This window comes from Paenibacillus sp. S33 (assembly GCF_053615415.1).
This window is the reverse complement of sequence record NZ_JBSIEZ010000001.1, coordinates 438,308-462,043: the sequence shown is the minus strand read 5'-3', so window position 1 is coordinate 462,043 and position 23,736 is coordinate 438,308. Positions and strand designations below refer to the sequence as shown.

The window sequence follows — 23,736 nt, the reverse complement described above, 5'->3', positions numbered from 1 at the left end:
AAATAAAAAACCAGCAAACCTCCTAAAAAACTCGGAGATTCACTGGTTTATCCATTTATATTCTCATTATTTATTCCACACTTGGCGCTCCGTTTGCTGACCCACATACTCAATGCGAGTCGGATTCACGTCCAGAATGACATAATCGGGATCATCCGGTCCGGAAAACCATTCCTTCAAGGAATCGTTCCACACTTGTTTGCGTAGCCCCTCATCAGCTGTAATCTGGACAGTAGCCTCCACTTCTACGACTTCCTTTGTACCGCCAACTTCATAACCCAGCAGCAGATAAGCATTCGGATTATCCTTTAGCTCATCCACTTTATGCGTTTTACGATCTGTCGCCAGATGAATGTTCATTCCATCGTTAAAAAGGGCCATATAGCGTACTTTCGGTTTGCCACCCTCTACCGTACCTAACGAGCAAAATTTGTTGTTATCCAAAGCCTTCACAATGGCTTGTTCTAGTTGGCTACGATCCAATGTTTCCGTTTTACCCACAGTACAACAACTCCTTTTCACGAATTAGAATTCTCTACGGCCATGCCATTGGGCACCAGCCCATCTGAACCTACCTGCGCAGCTGTTCTGAAAATAACATGACCCGATCAGATCGGATTGATGCATGCTCATTTTCAGATCGAAGCTCACAGTAAAAGTGTACCCTGTCGTTCGGCAAATGAACCGTCATCTCTTCCTCCATGCTGGACAGACCCGCATTCAAGGCATATAATCGTCGTAGTAAACCCGAATAAATGAACCCATTAAACCATACAATGCCAGGGGTGCTGGAATCGGCCGGCTGAGAGTGTGTCCCAAGACACTGACCCTTACAACCTGATCTGGGTAATGCCAGCGTAGGAATGCTTAAGCAAGATGTGCCTTTTTTACATAGGACCATCCCTTACTTTGGTATATACAAGCGCAAGCGTCCCGGAAACTCGGGGCGCTTTTTTTGTTGAAGATTAAGTTGTTGGAAAGATCGCGTCCGGCAGATGTTATTTTTATGAAAATGGGGAACATAAGCTGTCTGATTGGACGGATAACGGGTAATTAAAGGAGAGAACACAACGATGAAGCGCATGAAAATGTTAAGCCTGGGACTGATCAGTCTGTGGCTCATGGCCCTGACCCTGACCGCTTGCGGTGGAAGTCCCTCCACATCCCAAGAAGCGGCTCCCGCTACCAACACTCAAACGTCTACTCCGGCAAAGGAGCTCAAAGATGTTAAAGTCGTACTCGACTGGACACCCAATACGAATCATACGGGACTCTATGTTGCCAAGGACAAAGGATTTTACGAAAAAGCGGGTTTGAATGTCCAAATTATTCAACCTGGTTCAGGCGGAGCCGATCAAATGGTTGCCTCTAATGCTGCACCTTTTGGTATCAGCTACCAAGAAGGCGTCACACAGGCTCGTACGCAAGGCGTGCCGCTTGTTTCCATCGCTGCGGTGATTCAGCATAATACCTCAGGCTTCGCAGCCCCAGTAGATCGCGGAATTAAGAGCCCCAAAGATTTTGAAGGTAAAAAATACGGCGGTTGGGGCTCTCCCGTAGAAGAAGCGGTCATGAAATCCATCATGGATTCAGACAAAGGCGATGTGAGCAAAGTGAAGATCGTCAACATGGGCAATGCAGACTATTTTACAGCCGTGAAGCGGGATATCGACTTTGCCTGGATTTTCTACGCATGGACCGGAATTGAGGCCCAGCTTCGAGGTGAGTCATTAGATATGCTGTATGTAAAAGATTATTCCAAAAGCCTCGATTACTATACACCTGTAATTGTGAGCAACGAACAGACAATAAAAAATGATCCAGAACTGATCAAAGCGTTCATGGACGCTACCGCACAAGGCTATGAATACACTATCGCCCATCCAGAAGAAGCCGCGAACATCTTAAGCAAAGCTGTACCGGAGCTGGATAAAAAACTGGTACTTGCCAGCCAAAAATGGCTAAGCCCGCGTTATCAGGACGATGCCGCGCAATGGGGTGTGCAAAAAGCGGAGGTATGGCAAAACTATTCGGACTGGATGTACGAACGCAAGCTGCTCAGCAAGCCTTTGGAAGTGGATAAAGCCTTCACAAACGACTTCTTGCCCAAGCGTTGATCATTTGTTAAAACGTTAAATAAGACTGTACTAGAGAAGTGAACGAAGTCCCACTACGCAGTCGGATGGTGCTTCCCATCGCTGTTGTACCCAGATTTCTTTTATGAATATCCAGAGGTTGAAATCTGGGTACAAAGGCGAACGCTAACGCTTGTACAGCACCATTCCGCCCACTTCGTTCTTTTGCTTGTTTTGCTTTTATAAAAATGCTACACAACCTAGCTTTAAAAATAAGGTGCTTTTTAAGGCGGTTGGCAGCGTAGCGGTTCATTTGAATCTGGAGAAGCGCAGCGTTCGCCTTTGCCGTGGGATTCTTACCTTTTAAAATTTATTCAAAGAATCCCACGGCAACAGCGATCGTAAGATCAAATGAAACGCGAAGCGGTCTCCCCACCTTAAACCACCCTATTTTCTCAAAACAACTCCACAATAAAGGACAGGTGAATTTTCATGGCTAACACACTGCTCAGTATTCAAGTAATCCCTAAAACTCCTAATAACGAGGACTCTTACCCGTATGTAGATAAGGCGATTGAGGTCATTCAGCGCTCCGGCGTCAAACATCAGGTGAATCCATTGGATACGACCATGGAGGGCGAGCTCGACGAGTTGCTGAAAGTGGTTAAAGAAATGCACGAGGCTTTGACGGAAGCGGGCAGTCCCAGCGTCATTTCACAGATCAAAATCGCACATAACCCACAAGGCATCAGCATGAACAAGCTGACCGAGAAATATCGCCCATGAATCCGAAAGGCAAGAACGCATCCTGGTGGAAAAGCGTATGGCCGCCCCTTGTGGCGGTCCTCTTCTTTTTAGCGGCTTGGCAGGGAGCGGTTTCCTATTTACATATTGAATCCTGGCTGCTGCCAGCTCCATCCCTAATCGTACAAGAGGGCATGGCGCAATCGGCGTTGCTTGGCACCCATACATGGGCTACAATTCGTCTGACACTTGCGGGATTCGCTATAGGGACAGCTACGGGACTGCTGATCGCCATCGTTCTTCATACGATTCCTTTTCTCAAATCTGCTCTATACCCGCTCTTGATCCTTAGCCAAAACATTCCGATCATCGCCCTCGGTCCGTTGCTCATGGTGTGGTTTGGTTTTGGCGTGCTGCCCAAGCTCATGGTCATTACCTTAGTATGCTTTTTTCCCGTGGCTGTAGCGGCCATGGACGGGCTGACTCGAACAGACCGTACGATGATGAACTATATGCGGATGTCGGGTGCAAGCCGCATGTCTATTTTTATGAAGCTGGAGCTGCCACATTCCCTGCCGCAAGTCTTTTCTGGCGTTAAAATTGCTGCTACCTATAGTGTGATGGGCGCGATCATTGCCGAATGGATCGGAGCTAGTGAAGGAATTGGATATTATATGCTGCTGCAAAAATCGGCCTATCGCACGGACCTCATTTTTGCTGCCATCGGCATTATTGTCGCACTCAGCTTACTCATGTTTGTGGTTATTTTACTACTTGAGAAATGGTTGGTTCGCTGGAAACCCGATCGAGAGTAGCTTCCTCCTTGAAGTAAATACAGCAAAGAAAGGACGTGGCGCGTATGAGTCTGCATCCGATTGACTTATCATCACACAACGTGGCTAATGAACAACGAGCCGGGGAACAACAGAGTCCTTCAACTGCTCCTCCTGCTTTGGAATTGGACGGGATCAGCCTTGCCTTCCGCGAAAAGCGAAGCTTACTGCCCGTACTGCAGGATGTATCCCTCACAGTCAAGCCAGGAGAATTCGTTTCCCTCATCGGTCCGTCAGGCAGCGGCAAAAGCACGCTGTTTCACATCATCGGCGGGCTACTCAAACCCCAGCAGGGATGTATCCGTATGCACGGACGGGACATGACTGGTGAACGTGGTCATATCAGCTATATGCCGCAGCAGCCCGCCCTTTTTCCGTGGCGTACCACGCTGGACAACGTACTGCTTGGGCAAGAAAATGCTCCACGTAAAACTACAGCAGTCCCCCCTCAGTACGCAAGTGAACGCGAGCGTCGCAAAGAAGCCTTGCAATGGCTCGAACAGGTTGGACTTGGTAAATTCGCCAAGGCGTATCCACATACGCTGTCTGGTGGAATGCAACAGCGCGCCGCCTTTCTACGAGCACTACTCAGCCCGCAGGAATTAATGCTGCTGGATGAGCCGTTCAGCGCACTCGATGCGCTGACACGTGCAGACATGCAGCAATGGTTATTACGTATGTGGGAAAAGAACCGCCGTTCTGTGCTGTTTATTACCCACAGCATTGAAGAAGCACTGCTGCTCTCCGACCGCATCTATGTGCTGTCGGCGCGACCTGCTTCGGTGGTGCATGTCGTAGATGTCCCTTTTCCCCGCCCGCGTAGGGAAGAAATCACCCTCGATCCGCTCTTTATTGAATGGAAGCGGACCATGACCAGCTGGATGCGCGAGGAAAAGTACAAACTGGACGGCGACATGGACAATGCTCAGAGCGTCCACAAGAATATCCCGGAAGATGGATTGAATCGACATGAGTGACGTAAAAGTTCGATGTGCATTGAAATGGAACAGCCAAACAAAGCCAGGCTTGGATTTGACCGCAATTGAGCCCGCTCCATTGATCGACGCGCATATTCATGTAGACAGCTACCCGCCTGAACAACAGGAGTTATTGCTCGCTTCACTTGCCGATAGCAGCGTCCAAGCCGTGATAGCCGTGTCGATGCATCTGGGCTCCAGCCGAGCCAATCTACAGTTAGCCAAGCGTTACCCCGAGCTGGTACGACCAGCCTTTGGCTTTCATCCCGAACAAGCTCTTCCACCGCAAGCTGAGCTTGACCTCTTATTCGACTGGATGGACGAACATATACAGCAGATGGTCGCCGTGGGTGAAGTCGGCTTGCCCTATTACAATCGGCTGGAAGCCTCACAGAGCGGTTCACCTTTTGACCTCGCTCCCTACATAGCGCTGCTGGAGCGTTTTATCCAGTTTGCAAGCAAGCATAACAAGCCCATTGTCCTGCACGCCGTTTATGAGGACGCAGATATCGCCTGTGACCTTCTGGAACGTCACAGCGTCACGCAGGCGCATTTTCACTGGTTTAAAGGCTCTGCCGCCACAACCGAACGTATGGCGCGGAACGGCTATTATGTCTCCTTCACACCGGATCTCCTGTACGAAGAAGAGATCCGCAGTTTGGCAAGACAGTATCCGTCTGATCAGATCATGGCAGAGACAGACGGTCCCTGGCGGTTCGAGGGGCCTTTTACCGGACAAGAGACACATCCACGGATGACTGCCGACGTCATTCGCGCGTATAGTAAGCTGACCCATCAAGATGAATCTGCCGTCCGTCAATTATTTTATGAAAATACGAGACGCTTTTACTCACTATCTGATTGATAAAGGATACCAGCTATTTACTCACTGGAAGGTTTACAACCACAACATGCAACCAAAGCAAAGAACCTCCTTATTTACGCGGGACTTCATCATGCGTAAATAAGGAGGTTCTTGTATTTTGCAGAGTTTTTTGTCGCTACTCAGCTTTTATTGCTTCAAGAAACCCTTCTGTTCCAAAAATGGCTTCATCTGCAAACGTGCTGGCTCGGTCAGTCTCGCGGCCATTTGCTCAGACCATGGCGTAGAGCGTTGACCGCCCGTACGCTCCTTCAAATATTCGGCTGATGTGTGGTCGTATACCTCTACAGCTTTCATCGTCTGATTTTTGTCGTAGCCGTTCATATGCAAAACACCGGACAGCGGAAGACGTGGGCGCAAGCCCGTTTCCTGATCTGGTACACCAATACACATACCGAATACTGGATACACCAGCTCTGGCAACCCTAACAACTCAGATACCTCTGCTATTTTAGTACGAATACCGCCGATGTAGACGATGCCCAGGCCCAGTGATTCAGCGGCTACCGCTGCATTTTGTGCAGCTAACGCGGCATCAATGGTCGCAACCGTATAGTTTTCGACGGACCCTTCGTAGGAAGGCTGGCCTGGCTGGTGGTGAATCGTCACCTGCTTCAAACGGTACAAATCTGCGCACCATACCAGAAACGCGGGGCATTGCTCAACGTAAGCCTGCCCTCCTGCCAACTCGGCCAGTTTTGTTTTTAAAGAAGGATCGGTAACGGCAATAACGGTATATGCCTGCACATTACTGGACGAGGATGCCATTTGGCCAGCTGCCACAATAGCTGCGAGCTGCTCGTCGGTAACGGCGGCGTCTGACTTGAACTTTCGCACAGACCGGTGATTCATCAACAAGGAAATCGTATCATTCATGACTGCTTCACTCCTAATCCATAATTTAAGCTCTTTATCTACTTCTAGCTGTGAGTATACGAAGAAGTTCTTGCATGCTTGCATGGCACTCCTACAAATATTATGAAACTTTCGCGAATGATAAGCAACCTGACGTGATGAGGGTTAACAGTATGGTTTAAAAAAACAAACGCAACAAAAAGCAAGCACGCAGAAAACCAATTGTGCGTACTTGCTCTATACTCTGATAATAACTTTATCTCGCTACAGATGTCCGGCAGCACGCTATCCTGCTGGTGCATCCATACATTTACAGCTTCACCCGTTGGAGACGCAGTGCATTTAGCACAACCGAAACAGAGCTAAATGCCATGGCTGCTCCCGCCAACCATGGAGCAAGGAAGCCCAAAGCGGCAATCGGAATACCGATCACGTTATAACCGAGCGCCCAAAACAGATTTTGCCGTATGTTTGTCATCGTCCGGCGGCTCATTTCGATCGCGTCAGGAATGCTGTTCAGGTTGCCGCGCATGAGGGTAATATCCGCCGCCTCCATGGCCACATCCGTTCCCGTGCCCATCGCCATCCCAATATTAGCAGTAGCCAGCGCAGGCGCATCGTTAATACCATCCCCAACCATAGCTACGATCATGCCTTGTTCCTGAAGCCGTTTCACTTCCTCAGCCTTTCCTTCAGGCAGCACCTCCGCCAGCACTCGTTCAATTCCGGCCTCGGCGGCAACAGCCCGCGCAGTCCGTTCATTGTCACCCGTAATCATGATGACTTCAATGTTCATCGCCCGCAGACGGGCAACGGCCTCCCGTGACGTTTCTTTAATCGTGTCCGCTACGGCCACCAGTCCGGCATAGGAACCGTCCACAGCGACCAGCATCGCGGTTTTCCCTGCGTTTTCCAGATCATTCATATACTGCTCGGCTGAGTCATCTATTGCGATGCCTTCCCTGCTCATCAATCGGCGTGTACCCGCTAATACCTGCTTACCTTCCACATGCGCCTTCACACCATAACCCGGAATATTTTCAAAATCTGTCGGTGCTACCAGATCAATTCCTCGATCTGCAATCCCCTTTACAATGGCTTCCGCCAGCGGATGCTCCGAGCTTTTTTCTGCTGCACCGAGCAACCGCAGCAAATCGTTTTCAGCCAAGCCGCTTGCACCAACCATAACATCTGTCAGCTCTGGCTTGCCATTCGTAACTGTTCCTGTCTTATCCAATACCACTGCGTTGACTGAACGGGTCATTTCCAAATGCTCGCCGCCCTTGAACAAAATACCGTATTCAGCGGCACGTCCCGATCCTGCCATAATGGACGTTGGAGTAGCCAAGCCGAGCGCACAAGGACAAGCAATGACGAGAACTGCAATCATTTTCTCCAGTGAGCCTGCAAAATCAGTCGGCGTCACAAGGAAAAACCAGACGATAAAGGCTAACACAGCAATAGCAACAACAATGGGGACAAAAATACCGGAAATCTGATCCGCAATCCGCTGAATCGGGGCCTTAGAGTTTTGTGCATCTTCCACGACCTTAATAATACGGGACAACGCCGTATCACCACCCACACGCTCGGCCTGAATACGTAGTACCCCGTTTTTATTAAGCGTCGCCCCTGTAACTGCGGAACCTGCTTCTTTTTCAACCGGAAGACTCTCACCACTTAACATGGATTCGTCCACTGCGGAACGTCCGTCCACGACCACACCATCGACAGGAATTTTCTCGCCGGGTCGTACAATAAAGATATCCTTCACACGTACCTGTTCGATCGGTATATCAGTCTCTTGTCCATCACGTACTACACGTGCCGTCGTCGCCTGTAGGCTCATCAGGCTCTTGATCGCCTCGGACGAACGCCCTTTGGCTACCGCCTCGAACCATTTACCCACTAAAATAAGCGTAATTAGCACTGCACTTGTCTCGTAATACAGCTCTGGCATGGTCATGACAGGCATTCCCGCCATCCCCTCCATGACATCAGACGGACGCAGCGTAAGGTACAAGCTGTAAAAATAAGCCGCAGACGTGCCCAGTGCAACTAACACATCCATATTCGAACTCCCGTTGCGAAGCGCTTTGTACGCGCCCACATAAAACTGCCAACCAATGACGAACTGAATCGGCGTTGTCAGCACTAGTTGGAACCATGGATTCAAGAACAGTTCCGGCACATAAATCCATGACGTAAAGGAAAAATGAGCCACCATCGCCCACAACAACGGAAACGACAGCACTGCGGACACAATCCACTTCCATTTTTTACGATGGATATCCTTACTTCGCACATCCGCGATATTGTCCTCAGCGCTCTGCGGGATCGCTCCGTAGCCTAGCTGTTCAATCTTGCTCACCAGATCACCAACCGCAATACTCCCCGCGGCATATTCCACATGAGCTGTTTCCATCGCCAAGTTTACCGTGGCACCTGTTACACCAGGCATCCGATTCAATCCCTTTTCAATCCGGGTTGCACAGGCCGCACAAGTCATGCCCGTCACATTCAGATTGGCTTCTTCACTGACAGTTCCAAACCCAAGAGAAGCAATTTTATCGCGAAACTCAGGGATCTCCACCTGCTTGGGATCATAGGATATCGACGCCTGCTCCAAAGCCAAATTCACATTAGCCTGTGCCACACCATCTATTCGATTTAAACCTTTCTCAATACGGCTTGCACAGGCGGCACAGGACATCCCCGTAATGTGAAGCGTTGTCTGCTTGTCACCGTCGGTCGCACGGTTTTCCATGGTAACCCTCCTCTTATACCCCAGTGGGGTATATCATATCCAAAAAGAAAAAGCTTCTAATATGGAAGCTTCTCCTTCAAAACAAGTCTTTCACACATAAAATATCTTCAGCTTAAACAACATCATAGCCTTGGTCTTCAATGGCTGTTTTCAGAGCTTCAACGTTCAGCTTGGACTCGTCATATTCTACATTCACTTGTTTCGTTTCGAGGCTGACCTTACCGGTAGCGCCAACTTTCTCCAAAGCCCCTTCTACTGCTTTTACGCAATGATTGCAGCTCATGCCTTCTACGTTCAATGTAACTTGTGCCATTTCTTTTCCTCCTCAGGGATACTTCCGTACCCATAATGTGTATGAATACTACTCTTAACGAATTAGCTTTTTGACCGTAACCAGCAGCTCGTCAATCACTTCCTGCTCTCCTGCCTGCATGCGCTCAATGACACAGCTTTTCATATGCCCTTCCAGCAGCAGCTTACCGACACCATTCAGTGCGGACTGGACAGCCGCAATCTGGTTCAGTACATCGTCACAGTAGGTATCCTTCTCAATCAAGCCCTTAATTCCGCGAACCTGACCTTCAATACGGTTCAAACGGGATACGAGGCTGTTCTTGAACTCTGCCGAATGATGACTTTTTCTAACTGTCTTTTCCCCGTCTGTTCCACAGTGATTCTCATGGACTTCAGTGTGGGAAACAGGTTGCTCCTCAGCCATACATCAGCCTCCTGTGTGGTGTATATATGCATTTGTTATACCCCTATCATAATATACCCCCACGGGGTATGTCAACCTTCCAGAAAAATGTCACTTTTTCGTCTCAATTTTTGCCACTGTCTCTACTCAAGCGAATTAAACTGATCAAAATAAGGTTGAAGCAACTTCATATGTTCCTCGTAATCTTCTCTTTCTCTTTCAGACAAACGATCTGGATACAGTACCCCATTCTCGCCAGTTATACGTGGGATATACTTGAAAATCTCCGTGAACAGTACACGAAACTTTACAAATTCATCCTCAGTCAGAACCTTTTTCGCATAGTCCAGCTCGACCTGTAAATCGATGCCTGCGTGGGCCTTTACATCTAATGTGCCCGTAATGGCAGAATCACCGCCATCTTTTTTACCATCGTCCGTTTGGGTTAGCACTTTTCCCTGATTCAACTTGTCATAATACAGCTCCAGCTTGGCAGATATATGATCGTATTCACGCTGTTCCTCTGCGCTTAAGCGCTCCTTGTGGAGTGCGCCGTTTTCATCCGTCATTTTCAGATTATAGGCGCCGAGTTCTCTCAATAACCCCATAAAAACAGTGAACTCCTCTTTCGTTAAATGCCCCTGCGCCTGCTGCAACTTGGATTCTACTCTATTATATTCCTCTGGCGATCCTCCCATTTCAATTAGCTTTTCCTGTGAACCATACATTGTATCCGCCAAATAAGTGTAAGTAGCAAAAGCACCTGTTGGAATCAGTAATAACACTACGAGAAGAGTTATCACAATATACCTTTTCATAGGTTTAGATCCTCCTTTTTCAAGCCGTTCAATTTGACCCATAATGTTTTCTTTTAATTCAGCCGGAGCCAATATGTGGTCATCATCCTGCTGCATCACCCTACGTAGTTCTTGCTCAAGCTTCATGGATCTTCTCCACCTTTCCGATTAGAAAATGTTCCTGCTGCTCTTTCAATCGAAGCTTTTGCAAAGCCGCGTGAATTCGTGATTTCACCGTGCCTAATGGTATCTCTAAAATGTTGGAGATTTCCTCTTGGGAATATTCCTGCAAATAGTGCAACACAATCACCTGTTTAAGCTTGAATGAAAGCTGCTTAACAGCATATAACAACGCATGATTTGATACCTTGTTCACAATTTCTTCAGAAAAATCATGAGATGTATGAAGTTCGAGCCTCTTTGCTCTGCTTGTGATTCGTAGCCTCATCCATTGTTTTCTCCGGTAAGTCCGGATCTGACGCATAACGACTCCCATTAGCCAAGGCTGAAAAGGACGTCTTTCGTCAAATTGCTCAAGTGATTTATATACATGAATATAAATTTCCTGCACCACATCATCAGCATCCACTTTCTCTTCCAACAGAAAATGCACCGTTCTATAGACTGTATGAATTGTTTGATCATACAGTTCTCTGTAAGCCTCACGACTGCCAGCCAGCGTCTCCGTAACAAGAGCAATCATCAAATCATTCTTTGTCAAATTTGCCCGCCTCCTTGCGTTATCCAATCCTGATCTCCCCCTTTCTTTCATCTCACATCTATATATTGGAAGGAAACCGAAATATCGTTCGATTCTGTCTCAGCATCAGGAAAATAGTCTCCGCATAATCATTCTTTAGCAGGACTACTCTTTTGGTAATATATTGATATAATATTAAAGTTGCAATTCCCACTTGGCTTGTATATATACAAACGAGCAATAATAACAAATCATACGTCGAAGGAGCTTATTAGAAGTCAATGAAAATAAAGATTACACCCTTGTTACGGCTTATCCAAGGCCTGTTGTGGTTTAAAATCCTTGTAATCATTATCGCAGGATGTGTATTTATTTCAGCCCAACCGACAGGTGGGGAGTCGCGGTTAATCCATATGGCCTCCCGCACGCTATCCATCACACATCCACTTGAAGGTTCTACCGCTCATATGGTCGGATTTGTATTCGGAAAATTGCTCTTTCGATTACTTCCTACAATAATGATCCTGCTGTTTATTGCGACAAAAAAGTATAAACTTACCCTTACTTTACTGCTCTTCGTATCCATTTTTGGTTTAAACATCAACGGAATAGACCCTTTCTTTCCCGTTCATATCTGCATGCTTATTTCCATTCTGGTTCACAAACCATCTCGTATGTACTTAAAACAGATACCTCTGCCCGCAAAGGAAGCCGAAGATATCTCGATTGCAAAACGGTAAAAAACTCCCATGGACTGAAATGGTTCACGTATCAGTCCATGGGAGTTTTTTAGTTCAAGTTCGCCTTATTTCAAGCCTTCGCGCGTGTTCCCTTAGCAAGTACGACAAAGCTTAATAGCGCGCCAATCTCGGCTATAGCTATAACGACCGCCATCGGTACGGGGGTTGTTCCACTCCCCAAGCCTACTAGCGGTGAAGCGATGGAACCCAGCAATAGAGGCAACAAACCAAGCATGGCGGACGCACTGCCTGCGGAGCGCTGCTGACTCTGCATTGCCAATGAAGTCGTCGTTGTACTTACAATCCCTACGCAGGAAACGACAAAAAACAGAGGAACTAAAACAGCAAACAATTGGCCTCCGGTAAAAGCTACAGTAAGCAAGCTGATTCCGGCTACAGCCGCAATTACCAGACCCGACAAGAGTAACTGTCGTTCGCTGAAGCGACCTACGAGTCTACCCGTCAACTGCGAAAACAGTACAATCCCCAAACCATTCACTGCAAAAATGATGCTATACGTCTGAGGGGAAACCCCGAAAATATCCTGAAGCACGAATGGTGAGCCAGCGATATACGCGAACATCGCTCCTGTAATCAGCGCCTGTGAGAGGGCATAGCCCATAAAGCGTCGATCGGCAAACAGATGACCGAGTGTTCCCAGCGTCTGCTTCAAGCCACCGGACGAGCGGCGGTTAGTTGCCAACGTTTCTGGCAAACCCAACACGACGGCAATCAGCATAGCCACGCCGACTACACAAAGCACCATGAATACACCACGCCAGGAAACAAAGTTCAATATGACACCGCCCAGTACTGGTGCAGCAATGGGGGCCACGCCGTTCACCAGCATGAGCAGTGAGAAAAAGCGTGTCAACTCTTTGCCCGAGTAAAGATCACGGGCTACAGCTCTGGAAATCACGATCCCCGCCGACCCCGTAAGCCCTTGAATAAAGCGAAGCGCAATGAGCATACCGATACTCGGCGCAAACACGCATAACAGCGAAGCAGCAGCGTACAGAATGAGCGAGATCACCAGCGGTCCTCTGCGACCCCTTACGTCGCTAAGCGGACCAGCAACGATCTGGCCAACGGCCAGTCCCAACAGACAGGCGGTCAAACTAAGCTGCGCCAGCGAAGTGGTCGTATGCAAATTGTCGGCTAATGTAGGCAGCGACGGCAAATACATATCTATGGACAACGGCCCGAAAGCACTCAATGCACCCAGGACAAAGGCGATCCATAATATTCGCGATTTGGTCATATCTGCGGCAACCATAACAGTATTGGATAACCGGTTCATAATAATTATCATCCTTTTCACAAAATATAAATAATTACTTCAATACATCATGATATCACTCATTTCGTCTGGCTTCGAATAATTACACGCTAATCCGCAATTTTTTTTCAAAACTGCTATATATCAGGCAGGAATTTACCAATTTCAGGTCGAATTATACGGTAACCAAAACAAAAATTTGTGGAATCTGGAGAATGATAATGGTCTATGATGGAGTGCTACTGGGTCTCATTGTAGGTCTGTTCAGAGGAGGCTGGCGGCAAGGTCTGATCCGTTTCAGTCAAATTCGCCTTATAGCCGGCTGGATGTTCCCTGTGCTGCTGCTGGTACAATTCATTATTTTTTATGCCCAGGAAAAGTGGGCTTGGCTGGCAGCCATTAACGGGTATCTATTTATGGGAGTCTACGTGGTTGGATTGATATTTCTCTGGTTGAACAGACATCATAAGGGATTCAAGCTTATTATAATCGGCGTATTGATGAATTTTATCGTTATGGCGGTGAATGGCGGCAGGATGCCGGTCTCGTTGAGCGCTTCGGAGGTGCTGGGTCCCTATTATACAGATATGCTTAAATCCGGAAGTGTCATCTCGAAACATTACATGATGGATGCGAGCACGCGTCTATCATTGCTTGGTGACATTATTCCTCTCTCCAAGCCCTATCCCCGCACGCAGGTAATTAGTATTGGAGATGTGGTCATGAACTTCGGGATGTTCCTGTTTATCCAAAGCATTATGGTCGTGAAGAGAACTAAGGATAAGCAGCAAGAAACCAATCCCCACCACGCCTAGTACGCACCTTATTCCAAGGAAGGGAGGGAACCCTATGAAAAGCTTGAAATACTCCCGTGTGATTATCAATGCTATTATCGTGGCTTCTGTCATCATTGCTTTGACTTCCGGTTACAAAATCGGGGGCTAGTCACCGATAAGAAAAAAAGGAAGCACAGGCTCAACAAAACAGGCTGGATTCCGGCCTGTTTTTTCATGTGAAATTTTCGATTACAAAATTGTAAATTATCCCATTCACCCCTGGTAGCTTTGACATCAAGATACGACAAGGCAGGAGAAGAAATGATGAGTATAATAAAAAAGCTGCAAGAACGGGTTACCGCGACGGGAATATACGTATTTTGCATATGTATGGTAGGCATGATCGTCCTCTTGTATACGAACCAATGGTCCTTTTTGCACTATACGACAACAGAGTGGGTCACGATCTATTCCCTATTGGGAGCCGTTCTGATTCTGGAGCATTTTACATTCCAGCTCCCCCCCGCCAGTAACAAGCAGTCTATGGATTCCTCCGTGTATCTGGCTTGTATTTTTGTGCATGGCACCGAAATTACTATTCTAATTTTGCTGTTAAATGTAATCATCGCTATGTTCCGGCACACAGAGTTGTCCTGGTGGAAACATACCGTCAATTTTTCCATTTACGCTCTTTCCATTTCCCTGTCTTCAACAGTATTTGAGCTAAGCGGCGGAACGCAGGGGGCTTTAAACCAAGATCATTTTGTTTCCTACCTGCTGGCCTTGATTTGCTACTTTGCGGTGAATACCATCACACTGGGCATCTACTTTTATATCGCATACAAAGGGTCCTTCAATGAGCTTAAACAGGCTTTTTTGGCTGAATCTCTGCTCGTATACTTATGTACACTCATTCTGTCTTTGGTATTGACTACACTGATTTATGACAATGGCATTTTAGGACTTTTGCTGTTCCTTGGGCTAAGTATGCTCCTGTCTCACGCATTCAAGCAAATGTTCACGCTGTATCGGGAAATCGAAGAAAAGGCGAACATGGATCGCAGAACAGGGCTATACAATCACAGCTACTTTGAAAATACACTTGAAGCTGAATTAAATATATCCAGATCCGAGAATACTCCTCTCAGTCTGGCTCTGATTGATATAGATGATTTCAAAAAATACAATGATCATTTCGGTCACCTCAAAGGCGATCAGCTACTGGGATTTCTCGGTGAATTTCTTAAAAAGGAGACCTCCGGCACCCACATCACCGTATCCCGCTATGGTGGAGAAGAATTCACCCTGCTGATGCCCGATCATACCGCTGAACAAGCATACGAAATAGTTAATACTATTCGAAAAAGATTAAATGATTCTCGTTATGAGGGTGTTGAAATTTTTCCACACGGCTGTCTGTCCTTCTCCGCAGGCATTGCACAAAGTCGCATTGACATCTACGACAAATCACAGCTGGTCGATCTGGCGGATAAAGCCCTGTACTACGCCAAGAAACAGGGAAAAAACATCGTTCATACGCATGGAAGTTTAAATGAAGTGGAGCGCGAGGTCGATCTGGGGCAGGATATTCGTGATCTTGAACAGCAGCTTAATTTGTTCTTGTACAAGGATATTAACACTTTCAAGCATTCCAAACGGGTATTCAGATATGCAGCAGACATGAGCGATGTGCTTCAGCTCGGACCAGAGGATAAGCGGCGTTTCATACTAGGTGCCCTCATTCATGACATTGGTAAACTGGAGATTCCCTGGAATATCCTCAATAAAAAAGAGAAGCTGTCCGCTGAGGAATGGCAGATGGTGCAAGCGCATGTCATGTGGGGCAAACGAATTGTCGAAGCCAACGAACGATTCATAGATTTGGTTCCTTTTGTGGAGCTGCATCATGAACGTTATGACGGAGGAGGCTATCCGTTTGGCTTTAAGGGCGAGCAAATTCCACGTTTATGTCGGATGCTGACGATCATCGACTCTTTTGATGCGATGACAACTGAGCGCCCCTATCAACCCACCAAAACGTTCGAGGAGGCCATTGAAGAACTACGTGCTTGCTCGGGTAGCCAATTCGATCCCAAACTAACGGCTACTTTTATCCATTATATTCAACATAAGCAACCTGCTTTCACGGATTTCATGGAAACAGGGCTCTAATTCCTTCATTGGCTCTTCCTCTTTGCCCCTAGCGTGGTTGAAATCGTCCTGAATTCAACCACGCTAGGGGTTTTCATATGATTGGCATTTTGTATAGTGCTTATTATTTCAAATTTCATATAAATGTCATAATTCGCTCCATCTATTCACGCTATATGCACTATGATTAAGATAGGAATGGGTTTGTCCGTATAAAATGTTACAAATGGGGATATCCTCGCTTCAAGTAATCGAGAGAAGGTGACTTCACAGGCATGTTGTACCTGTCCAGACCAGCCCGTGTGGCTTGTCTTTTATTGCTGTGTCTCCCCCTTCTAATCCTGTTTCCTCACTCTTCGTGGGCTCATGCATTTGTCATTGAATCCAGTCCGACCGAAAATCAGGTTTTGGACAAGTCGCCTTCTCAGGTGACCATCACCTTCAATGAAGATTTGCAATCTGCCTTTATGTCGATCAAAGTGACCGATGAAACAGGCAAGCGGGTCGACACAGGAAAAGCACAGCTTGACCCGAATCACAAAGCCACCATGGAAATCCAATTGATTCCAGGGGTGAAAAATGGAATTTACTCCGTCAATTGGAGAGCTTTATCCGCAGACGGACATCCGGTTAATGGAGTCATTCCATTTCAAGTAGGTAGCGGTTCCAATGCGCCTACTCATCAAGCTATCGCACCTGAAAGCTCAGGGACATCACGAATCGACTTAATCGCTGTCCGTTGGTTTCTTTACATAGGACTATCGCTGCTTTTTGGAGCGATTTGTTTCCGGCTGTTCATCTTACCGAGCATAAGCCAAGACAAGAATCGAAGTGAACAGCATCAGCAAAATCAGCGGCCCTTTGACACATTGCCCCGCTGGACTAAGCTGCTATGGAGCGGCTACGGCATAACGTCTGCCGCCATTCTGATCAGCCTGCCACTTCAGGCTTCATGGGATGCCGGGGTTTCCATCAGGGAGGGCTTCTCACTCCCGATTCTGGGAGAAGCTCTCCAGTTTACTGGAGCCGGGCAAATTTGGTTTATCCAGATGATTCTCGTGCTGCTCCTAAGCGTAACGCTGATTTACGCGCTGGATTACAGCATTTCGGATCGTCAGCGCCGTCTTTGGGGCTACAGCTCAGCTCTCCTAACGCTATGCCTCATGCTGTCCAAAGCCTTTGTCGGTCATCCGGCAGCGGCTACCCACCCAGCTCCGGCCATTGCGGCGGACTTTGTCCATCTCGCGGCAGCAGCTTTTTGGATCGGCTCACTTGCCGTCATGGTCGTGTGCCTGCCTGTTGCCGGAGCGGAGTTGCCCGTATCCGAGCGGGCAACTCTGCGACAAGCCGCCCTGCGCCGCTTTGCCGGCTGGGGCATTGCTATGGTGGCAGCGCTACTTGCCACCGGTATATATGGAGCCGTGCTGTACATTCCGGCTCCCTCCATGCTGCTGAACACGTCCTATGGACTCGTTCTGCTCGGCAAGGCAGCGCTGCTGCTAGTCATGCTGGCCTTTGCGGCCAGCCAGTTCCGCAGCGCAAGGCAAGCGGCGCCCAGCAAGCAAGCCGCCCGGGGATTGCGTGCCGAGGTGTCCGTCGGCCTGCTCGTGATGCTGTTGACTGCGGTGCTCACTCACCTGTCACCCGGCCAGGCACCTGCTGTTCCGTTTGAGGAGACTCGCACTACGGGCGGATACAACGTTACGCTGTCAGTCAGTCCCAATGCAGTGGGCAGTAATGAATTCAAGGTATCCGTTCAGGATAGCAAAGGTGCTGCCGTTTCAGGAATCCAGCAGGTCACATTAACGCTCACTCCAGCAGACCCTGACCAAGATCAACAGGAATTTGTTCTACCCGGGAAGCAGCAACAACCATTCCGCAGTCAGGAATTGATGACCTCCGAAGGAACATGGGCGGTAAAAGTACATGCTCTGACGGCATCACTCGATGCGGTTGATGCTGAATTCACCCTGCATGTAGGCGCTAAAAAATAATTATTTTATGTTTAAAAGGAGCGAATTGAATATGAATACAACGATTCAAACAGCAAAATCCAGACTTTCCAGGTTTGCGACCTCTGTGAGTCTAATTGCAGCTGGTGCCTTACTTTTTGCAGGTATGGCCAGTGCACATGTGACAGTCAAGCCTTCTGTTTCACAACCTAATGCGTGGGAAACGTACACATTGAAAGTACCCGTGGAAAAAAACATTCCAACCACCAAAGTCGCCTTGAAAATTCCGAAAGAGGTCGTTTTCAAACAATACGAGCCTGTACCGGATTGGAAAGTAGCCACCGAAAAAGACAGCTCTGGCAAAGTAACCACCGTGACCTGGACGACTGAAAAAGACGGAATTCAAGCGGGTCAGTATCAGCGTTTCAGCTTTGTAGCGCAAAATGCAGACCAAAATACCACAGCACCCTGGGACGCCTTCCAATATTACAGTGACGGAAGTATCGTGGAATGGACAGGTGACGAAGGAAGTAAAAATCCACATTCCATTACTGAAATCACGGCGGATGCCACGTCCGCAACTCCTGCCCCTGCCGCAGACAGCGGACACGATTCGGCGGGCACGGCAGCAGGCCATACGAGCACAGATGCGGCTAAAGATAGCAGCAGCCCCGCACCTGCTTCGAACAATGCTGTAGAAGCTACACCTGCCGCTTCTGCTCCAGCCAGCTCTGCTGCACAAACGACAGCACTCGTCCTCTCAATCATTGCAGTCGTTCTTGGTGCCGTAGCTGTCGGCATTGCACTCAAGCGCCGCAAGTAATCTGGGTTACGGATAAAGGTTAAGACCGTTTTAAACAGAAAAGCTGACACCTATTTAAAAGGGGTCAGCTTTTTTGGTATGAAAGAAAACGATAATATTCAGCTTAAATACATACTTAGATTCATCTCATCCTATTATTTCACATTCACCTTTCTATCATTTTTTTGGTAAAATAGGTAGAACCCTCACGATTCTAACATGATAGCATTGCAATCTATTGAGCATAGGAGATCATAGGATGAAAATCGTAAATAAGGCTCTGTTATCTAGTGCTATTTTTCTGAGTACCACAGTCGGTATCTATAGCCCCTTGGCACAAGCCGAGGCCGGCAAGATCAGCATTATGCTGGACGGATATCCATTACCGTTCCCTGTACAACCTGCCATGATGAACGGCACGACCATGGTTCCCTTTCGCGCTATTTCTGAGGCGCTTGGCATTACAGTGAAATGGGATCAAGCCAGCCAAAGCATCACCGCTACCAAAGCGCAAGGCTCTGCTACCAAGCAGGTGGTTCTAAAGATGGGTAGCCGCAATGCCACAGTGGACGGACAATCGGTTCAACTAACAGCCGCTCCGCAAACCGTGCACGGCAGCACCATGATTCCGCTGGGCTTTTTCGGGCAGCAGTTTGGAGCCACGGTGAACTGGAACCAGGGAACACGGACGGTCTCCATTACATCGCCACGTGAAGCTATGTATACAGTAGGCTTCTATGCGCTGTCTTCCTTTGACCAAAAATCTAAAATACCGGATTTTAACGCAGTTGCCTTCGGCTGGAGTCGAATTGATACGAACGGACAATTTACGACAAACGGCAAGGAATACAAATGGCCTCAAGCCGCTGGAACCGTAACACCGGAGTCCATTGTGCAGGAGGCAGACAGCCAGGGGACTTCCCCTTACCTGATGGTCTATTCTGGAGATGGCAATCACGAGCTGACCAAGATTTTGGAAAATGCGCAGCTTCAAGAACAGACCATTCCCCAAATCGTCAGCACCGCCACCGACAAACAATTTAAAGGCATTACGCTAGACCTGGAAGGATTGGGCTGGAGCGGCGATAAAGCTAAAGCGCGTTCAGACTACAACGCCTTTATTAAAAAGCTATCGGCCAAAGCGCATCAGGCTGGACTCAAGCTCACCGTCGTTCTGCATCCACTGAACAGCTCTTACTCTGGCTATGACTACAAAACGCTGGGCAATCTGGCGGACGATCTGATCATCATGGCCTATGATTACGGACAGAAGGCTACTCCTGAGCCTTTGGAAAAAGTGGATGAAGCCATACAACTGGCCTTGAAGGAAACCTCGCGGGACAAGCTCATTTTGGGGATTTCGATGGGTAGCGAAAAAGACAGCACCGTTAACGCCAAGATCGGTTTAGCCAAACGTTATGACCTCAAAGGAATCGCTATCTGGCGCTTGGGTATCATTGGAGAAACAGCCTGGGCACAGATGAACGAAGCCATCGAGTTTAAATAAGTGTATCTGACCTTATTCCGCCCGCTAATGATTTCTTATGCGTCTTCTATGAAATCATTTGGCGGGCTTTCTTCATCCCCTTTAACAAAAGTGCTTGCCTGATTTGGAAGTTGTCGTCACAGGTCGCAACCCTGTTCTCCATAGAAGATCCCCCAGTCTCTCATAAAATCCAGCAACGGCCTTAACGTATCTCCTAACGGGGTAAGCGAGTATTCCACACGCGGTGGGTTCTCATTATAAATTTCACGGTGCACAATGCCATCTCTCTCCAATTCGCGCAACTGCAAGGTTAGCATCCGCTGTGTAATATTAGGCAAGGTCCGTCGAATTTCGTTATAGCGCCGCGGTCCTGTGGTCAAATGATACAAGATGACTCCCTTCCATTTGCCGCCTATAACCCCGACGGTTTTCGCTACCGGACAGCCAAAATTAACGCTAACTGCATGTTCCATCTCCTGTGCCATGTATACCCCTTCTTTCTGTAGAATGTGTAAACCAATAGCCCCCGACGTATGACAAGGAACAAATATGTGCGTACTTGTTCCCTGCAAAAACTTTCTATATGATAACTATATATTCGATATCAGCTCTCATTATAGTAGCAGAAAACCCATAGAGTACCAACTAAACCCATACCCAAAGGAGTACATTTTATGTCTAATACATCAGCTAAAAAACAGGAAATTCTGGACGCCTTTCTGTTCAGGCACGCCACGAAAGAATTCGATCCCAATCGCATCATACCGGAAGAGGATTTTCAGTTCATTCTCGAAACCGGACGACTTTCTCCAAGCTCCGTCGGTTTTGAACCATGGCAGTTTGTAGTTGTACAAAATCAGGCATTGAGAGAAAAGCTGGCTGCAGTTTCCAGTGGTGGTCAAAAGCAGATTCCTGCGGCTAGCCACGTCGTCCTGATTTTGGCGCGCAAGGATGTTCGTTATGATTCTCCTTACGTGGAGTATATGTATAAAGAGGTTAAAGGTATGTCTGAGGAGGACTTTGCCTCACTGCCAGGCCGCTATAAGATTTTCCAGGGTGAAAATCAACGTCTGCTGGAAAACGAACGTACGTTATTTGACTGGGCTTCCAAGCAAACCTACATTGCCTTAGGCAATATGATGACAGCAGCGGCTCAGATCGGTATTGATTCCTGTCCAATTGAGGGCTTTAACTACGATCAGGTGCATGCCATTTTGGAGGAAGAAGGACTGCTGGAGAACGGGCTGCTCGATATTTCAGTCATTGCTGCCTTCGGTTATCGCGCTCATGAACCCAAGCGGGAAAAATCCAGACAACCACTGGAAAAGGTCACACGCTGGATTCTGTAATCTAATATCCCGAACCTCTTCCCAAACCCTGAACATTGAAGCACATAAAAAGCGGGCTTGCGGCACTTCATCTGAATGATGAACCTACCGCTTGCCCGCCTTTTTAGGTCACTTCAATCTCTATTAAAATACCCTTGGAAGCCAGGTTGTCCAAGCACTCCTTCATATACTCATCGTCATGCTCCACATATGCACCCGCGCCTGCCAGTTCCTCACCCAGCTCCGCCTCCCAAGGCTCACACTGCTTACCGCGATACAACGGCTGTTCCCATAGTGGATCAACATTGTACCCTCTGCTTTTCATTTCTTCCATAATGAGCCTATGATAGCGCACCAGCAGCATGGGGTGATAATCGAACACATAATTCACGGTGGCGTGTGGCTTGCCCCACCCATTCCCACGCAGGGCACAGCACTCACGATGTTGCCCCAGCAGTTGCGGACGGGGTAACTTGTCGATTAAATGTTCATGCCAAAGCCTCAAGCTTCCACAACCTTATCTGTAGCTTTTTCTGTATTATTGGATTAGCATACGGATACCTGTCAGCACAATACCAATCAGGAAGCCTGTAACTGCGCCATTAATACGTATCCACTGCAAATCCTGTCCCAGTTTGTCCTCCATCAGTGCAATCAGGGATTTGTTATCCATTTTGTCTACATTTTCGCGTACCAAGTTACCAATTCGACTATGGTTGGCTTCCACCAGTCCAGTAATACCTTCCACAATTCGCACATTGATCTTGTCCAGTAGCTCGGTATTCCCTCTTAAATCAGTCAGCATCCGATCCAATAGCGGTAAAATATAGGTCTGCACATAGCTTCTGTCTTCCATGTAGTCCAATAAGCGTATACGCAGCTCTTCCATTTTGCCCAGCACTGACGCATCGCCTTCCCAGGCTTCAACAAGGCTATCCTTCCAGCCGTTCAACCCTTCCTGAACCGTATCTTTCGTCGCCAATCGGGTCACCTGTGTCCTCAGACCATCCAGCACAGCCTGACGGCGCGGGTGCTCTTCCCTTTGTAGTTCTGCTACCTGATCCAGCAGGAAATGACGAATCATTTCACCCATACGCTCTTCGTTCAGATAGCCGAGGAATGCGTTCAAAGCAAACTGCATCAGCCCGCTCACCTGCAAACCACTGACAGCCTGCATCCCTAAGGTGCCCAGCGTATAACCCGTTTCGGGTCGCAAAAGCCAGGACTCGGCTTGCTTCAGCGTGTAATCCAGTGCGCGGCGATCATAGCCCTTCTCGCTGGTCTGACGAGCAAGCGCCTCCAGCAGCGGTCCGGCGTCAAAGTCAGTCATCTGCCGCTTCAGCTCGGCCACGATGACCGGAGCCAATTCCGCGAGCGGGAGGGACTGGACAAGCCGCTTGGCAAGAACATCTATGGATGCCGCCGCCTCCGGCGTGCGCAATCCTTTTTCTACACCGCCCAGCACCAAATCGGCCAAACGGATATCTGCAATTTTAGACGCGATGCTGTCTTTGTTTAGCAGGTTATTTTCCACCGTACTTACCAATGCATTCGTGAGCTTGTCCCTATTTTTAGGAAGCAGCGCGGTATGTGGTATCGGAATGCCTAGGGGATGACGGAACAAAGCAGTGACAGCGAACCAGTCTGCCAGTCCCCCTACAAGTCCTGCCTCAAAAGCTCCGGCTAACAAACGAGCCCAGCCATATTGCTGGAAGGGCAATGTGGCTGCAAAGCCTGCCCCTAGAATAACGAGCGACCAAGCCGCTGCGGTTTTCGTATTTTTTGGTTTTCCCATCCTGTAATCCTCCAAACTGACTGTCGAGTAAGTAAAGCACTATACCTGTATTACCCATCATATCACTGCCCGTGTCATTTCCAAAGTTGAAAGCACTTG

At 48.0% G+C, this 23,736-nt stretch carries 23 protein-coding genes and 1 riboswitch; of the genes, 12 read left to right on the top strand and 11 right to left on the bottom strand.

The annotated features are described in order from the left end of the window. Window positions 1-66 precede the first annotated feature (66 nt). On the bottom strand, window positions 67-501 hold the full coding sequence (locus ACWGXJ_RS02080) for a pyridoxamine 5'-phosphate oxidase family protein (protein WP_061831133.1): 435 nt from the start codon (window positions 499-501) through the stop codon (window positions 67-69). Between the two features lie 270 nt (window positions 502-771). Then, window positions 772-881: riboswitch (TPP riboswitch) on the top strand. A 192-nt stretch (window positions 882-1,073) separates the two neighbouring features. Between ACWGXJ_RS02080 and ACWGXJ_RS02075 the strand changes: the two genes are divergently transcribed. The 5 genes from ACWGXJ_RS02075 (at window position 1,074) to ACWGXJ_RS02055 (ending at window position 5,494) form a co-directional block, all read left to right on the top strand. Further along, window positions 1,074-2,117, top strand: coding sequence for an ABC transporter substrate-binding protein (locus tag ACWGXJ_RS02075; protein ID WP_452566045.1), 1,044 nt, complete (start codon window positions 1,074-1,076; stop codon window positions 2,115-2,117). 450 nt (window positions 2,118-2,567) lie between these two features. Further along, complete coding sequence (locus tag ACWGXJ_RS02070; protein ID WP_016818835.1) at window positions 2,568-2,861, top strand: MTH1187 family thiamine-binding protein; 294 nt, start codon at window positions 2,568-2,570, stop codon at window positions 2,859-2,861. Continuing rightward, window positions 2,858-3,634, top strand: a complete 777-nt coding sequence (locus tag ACWGXJ_RS02065) for an ABC transporter permease (protein ID WP_069290919.1) — start codon at window positions 2,858-2,860, stop codon at window positions 3,632-3,634. The genes ACWGXJ_RS02070 and ACWGXJ_RS02065 overlap by 4 nt, the downstream gene beginning before the upstream one ends. Before the next feature lie 44 nt (window positions 3,635-3,678). After that, entirely contained in the window at window positions 3,679-4,629 is a 951-nt protein-coding gene (locus tag ACWGXJ_RS02060) for an ABC transporter ATP-binding protein (protein WP_452566044.1), read from the top strand. Beyond that, the gene (locus ACWGXJ_RS02055) at window positions 4,622-5,494 is read left to right on the top strand and encodes a TatD family hydrolase (protein WP_452566043.1); all 873 of its coding nucleotides are present in this window, start codon (window positions 4,622-4,624) and stop codon (window positions 5,492-5,494) included. Before ACWGXJ_RS02060 ends, ACWGXJ_RS02055 begins: the two co-directional genes overlap by 8 nt. Window positions 5,495-5,641: 147 nt before the next feature. Here ACWGXJ_RS02055 and nfsA read toward each other — a convergent pair whose 3' ends face one another. The 6 genes from nfsA to ACWGXJ_RS02025 form a co-directional block, all read right to left on the bottom strand. Then, window positions 5,642-6,388 carry an oxygen-insensitive NADPH nitroreductase gene (gene nfsA, locus ACWGXJ_RS02050; protein WP_061831129.1) on the bottom strand — a complete coding sequence of 249 codons (747 nt, stop codon included), beginning with the start codon at window positions 6,386-6,388 and terminating at the stop codon, window positions 5,642-5,644. Between the two features lie 289 nt (window positions 6,389-6,677). Continuing rightward, window positions 6,678-9,134 carry a heavy metal translocating P-type ATPase gene (locus tag ACWGXJ_RS02045; RefSeq protein ID WP_452566042.1) on the bottom strand — a complete coding sequence of 819 codons (2,457 nt, stop codon included), beginning with the start codon at window positions 9,132-9,134 and terminating at the stop codon, window positions 6,678-6,680. 112 nt (window positions 9,135-9,246) lie between these two features. Next, window positions 9,247-9,447 carry a copper ion binding protein gene (locus ACWGXJ_RS02040; protein WP_013308457.1) on the bottom strand — a complete coding sequence of 67 codons (201 nt, stop codon included), beginning with the start codon at window positions 9,445-9,447 and terminating at the stop codon, window positions 9,247-9,249. A gap of 54 nt (window positions 9,448-9,501) precedes the next feature. Further along, on the bottom strand, window positions 9,502-9,852 hold the full coding sequence (locus tag ACWGXJ_RS02035; RefSeq protein ID WP_013308456.1) for a metal-sensitive transcriptional regulator: 351 nt from the start codon (window positions 9,850-9,852) through the stop codon (window positions 9,502-9,504). Window positions 9,853-9,974: 122 nt separating this feature from the next. Then, window positions 9,975-10,775: a DUF3600 domain-containing protein gene (locus tag ACWGXJ_RS02030; protein WP_452566041.1), complete on the bottom strand. Its 801-nt coding sequence runs from the start codon at window positions 10,773-10,775 to the stop codon at window positions 9,975-9,977. Beyond that, a complete protein-coding gene (locus ACWGXJ_RS02025; RefSeq protein ID WP_452567850.1) occupies window positions 10,765-11,331 on the bottom strand; it encodes a sigma-70 family RNA polymerase sigma factor in 567 nt (188 codons plus the stop codon). Before ACWGXJ_RS02025 ends, ACWGXJ_RS02030 begins: the two co-directional genes overlap by 11 nt. Window positions 11,332-11,609: 278 nt before the next feature. Between ACWGXJ_RS02025 and ACWGXJ_RS02020 the strand changes: the two genes are divergently transcribed. Beyond that, complete coding sequence (locus tag ACWGXJ_RS02020) at window positions 11,610-12,068, top strand: hypothetical protein (RefSeq protein WP_452566040.1); 459 nt, start codon at window positions 11,610-11,612, stop codon at window positions 12,066-12,068. Between the two features lie 70 nt (window positions 12,069-12,138). On the opposite strand, the gene ACWGXJ_RS02015 is transcribed toward ACWGXJ_RS02020, so the two are convergent. After that, window positions 12,139-13,368 (bottom strand): multidrug effflux MFS transporter, encoded by a 1,230-nt coding sequence (locus ACWGXJ_RS02015; protein ID WP_452566039.1) that lies wholly within the window; start codon window positions 13,366-13,368, stop codon window positions 12,139-12,141. A gap of 200 nt (window positions 13,369-13,568) precedes the next feature. Here ACWGXJ_RS02015 and ACWGXJ_RS02010 point away from each other — a divergent pair, with 200 nt between their 5' ends. From ACWGXJ_RS02010 to ACWGXJ_RS01990, 5 genes are all read left to right on the top strand, one after another. Beyond that, a complete protein-coding gene (locus tag ACWGXJ_RS02010) occupies window positions 13,569-14,162 on the top strand; it encodes a DUF5317 domain-containing protein (RefSeq protein ID WP_039270279.1) in 594 nt (197 codons plus the stop codon). A gap of 282 nt (window positions 14,163-14,444) precedes the next feature. After that, complete coding sequence (locus ACWGXJ_RS02005; protein WP_250259702.1) at window positions 14,445-16,295, top strand: bifunctional diguanylate cyclase/phosphohydrolase; 1,851 nt, start codon at window positions 14,445-14,447, stop codon at window positions 16,293-16,295. 254 nt (window positions 16,296-16,549) lie between these two features. Next, on the top strand, window positions 16,550-18,268 hold the full coding sequence (locus tag ACWGXJ_RS02000; RefSeq protein ID WP_452566038.1) for a copper resistance CopC/CopD family protein: 1,719 nt from the start codon (window positions 16,550-16,552) through the stop codon (window positions 18,266-18,268). A gap of 31 nt (window positions 18,269-18,299) precedes the next feature. Beyond that, window positions 18,300-19,049 carry a YcnI family copper-binding membrane protein gene (locus ACWGXJ_RS01995; protein WP_452566037.1) on the top strand — a complete coding sequence of 250 codons (750 nt, stop codon included), beginning with the start codon at window positions 18,300-18,302 and terminating at the stop codon, window positions 19,047-19,049. Between the two features lie 238 nt (window positions 19,050-19,287). Continuing rightward, window positions 19,288-20,535, top strand: coding sequence for a stalk domain-containing protein (locus tag ACWGXJ_RS01990; RefSeq protein WP_452566036.1), 1,248 nt, complete (start codon window positions 19,288-19,290; stop codon window positions 20,533-20,535). 116 nt (window positions 20,536-20,651) lie between these two features. Here the strand turns inward: ACWGXJ_RS01990 and ACWGXJ_RS01985 are convergent, their stop codons facing one another. Beyond that, entirely contained in the window at window positions 20,652-20,999 is a 348-nt protein-coding gene (locus ACWGXJ_RS01985) for a winged helix-turn-helix transcriptional regulator (RefSeq protein WP_302055476.1), read from the bottom strand. 189 nt (window positions 21,000-21,188) lie between these two features. On the opposite strand from ACWGXJ_RS01985, the gene ACWGXJ_RS01980 reads away from it, so the two are divergent. Beyond that, window positions 21,189-21,863 carry an NAD(P)H-dependent oxidoreductase gene (locus tag ACWGXJ_RS01980; RefSeq protein WP_028541224.1) on the top strand — a complete coding sequence of 225 codons (675 nt, stop codon included), beginning with the start codon at window positions 21,189-21,191 and terminating at the stop codon, window positions 21,861-21,863. A gap of 103 nt (window positions 21,864-21,966) precedes the next feature. On the opposite strand, the gene ACWGXJ_RS01975 is transcribed toward ACWGXJ_RS01980, so the two are convergent. After that, entirely contained in the window at window positions 21,967-22,347 is a 381-nt protein-coding gene (locus ACWGXJ_RS01975) for a TIGR02328 family protein (protein ID WP_250267266.1), read from the bottom strand. Window positions 22,348-22,380: 33 nt separating this feature from the next. Then, entirely contained in the window at window positions 22,381-23,637 is a 1,257-nt protein-coding gene (locus ACWGXJ_RS01970; RefSeq protein ID WP_452566035.1) for a DUF445 domain-containing protein, read from the bottom strand. Window positions 23,638-23,736: the final 99 nt, after the last annotated feature.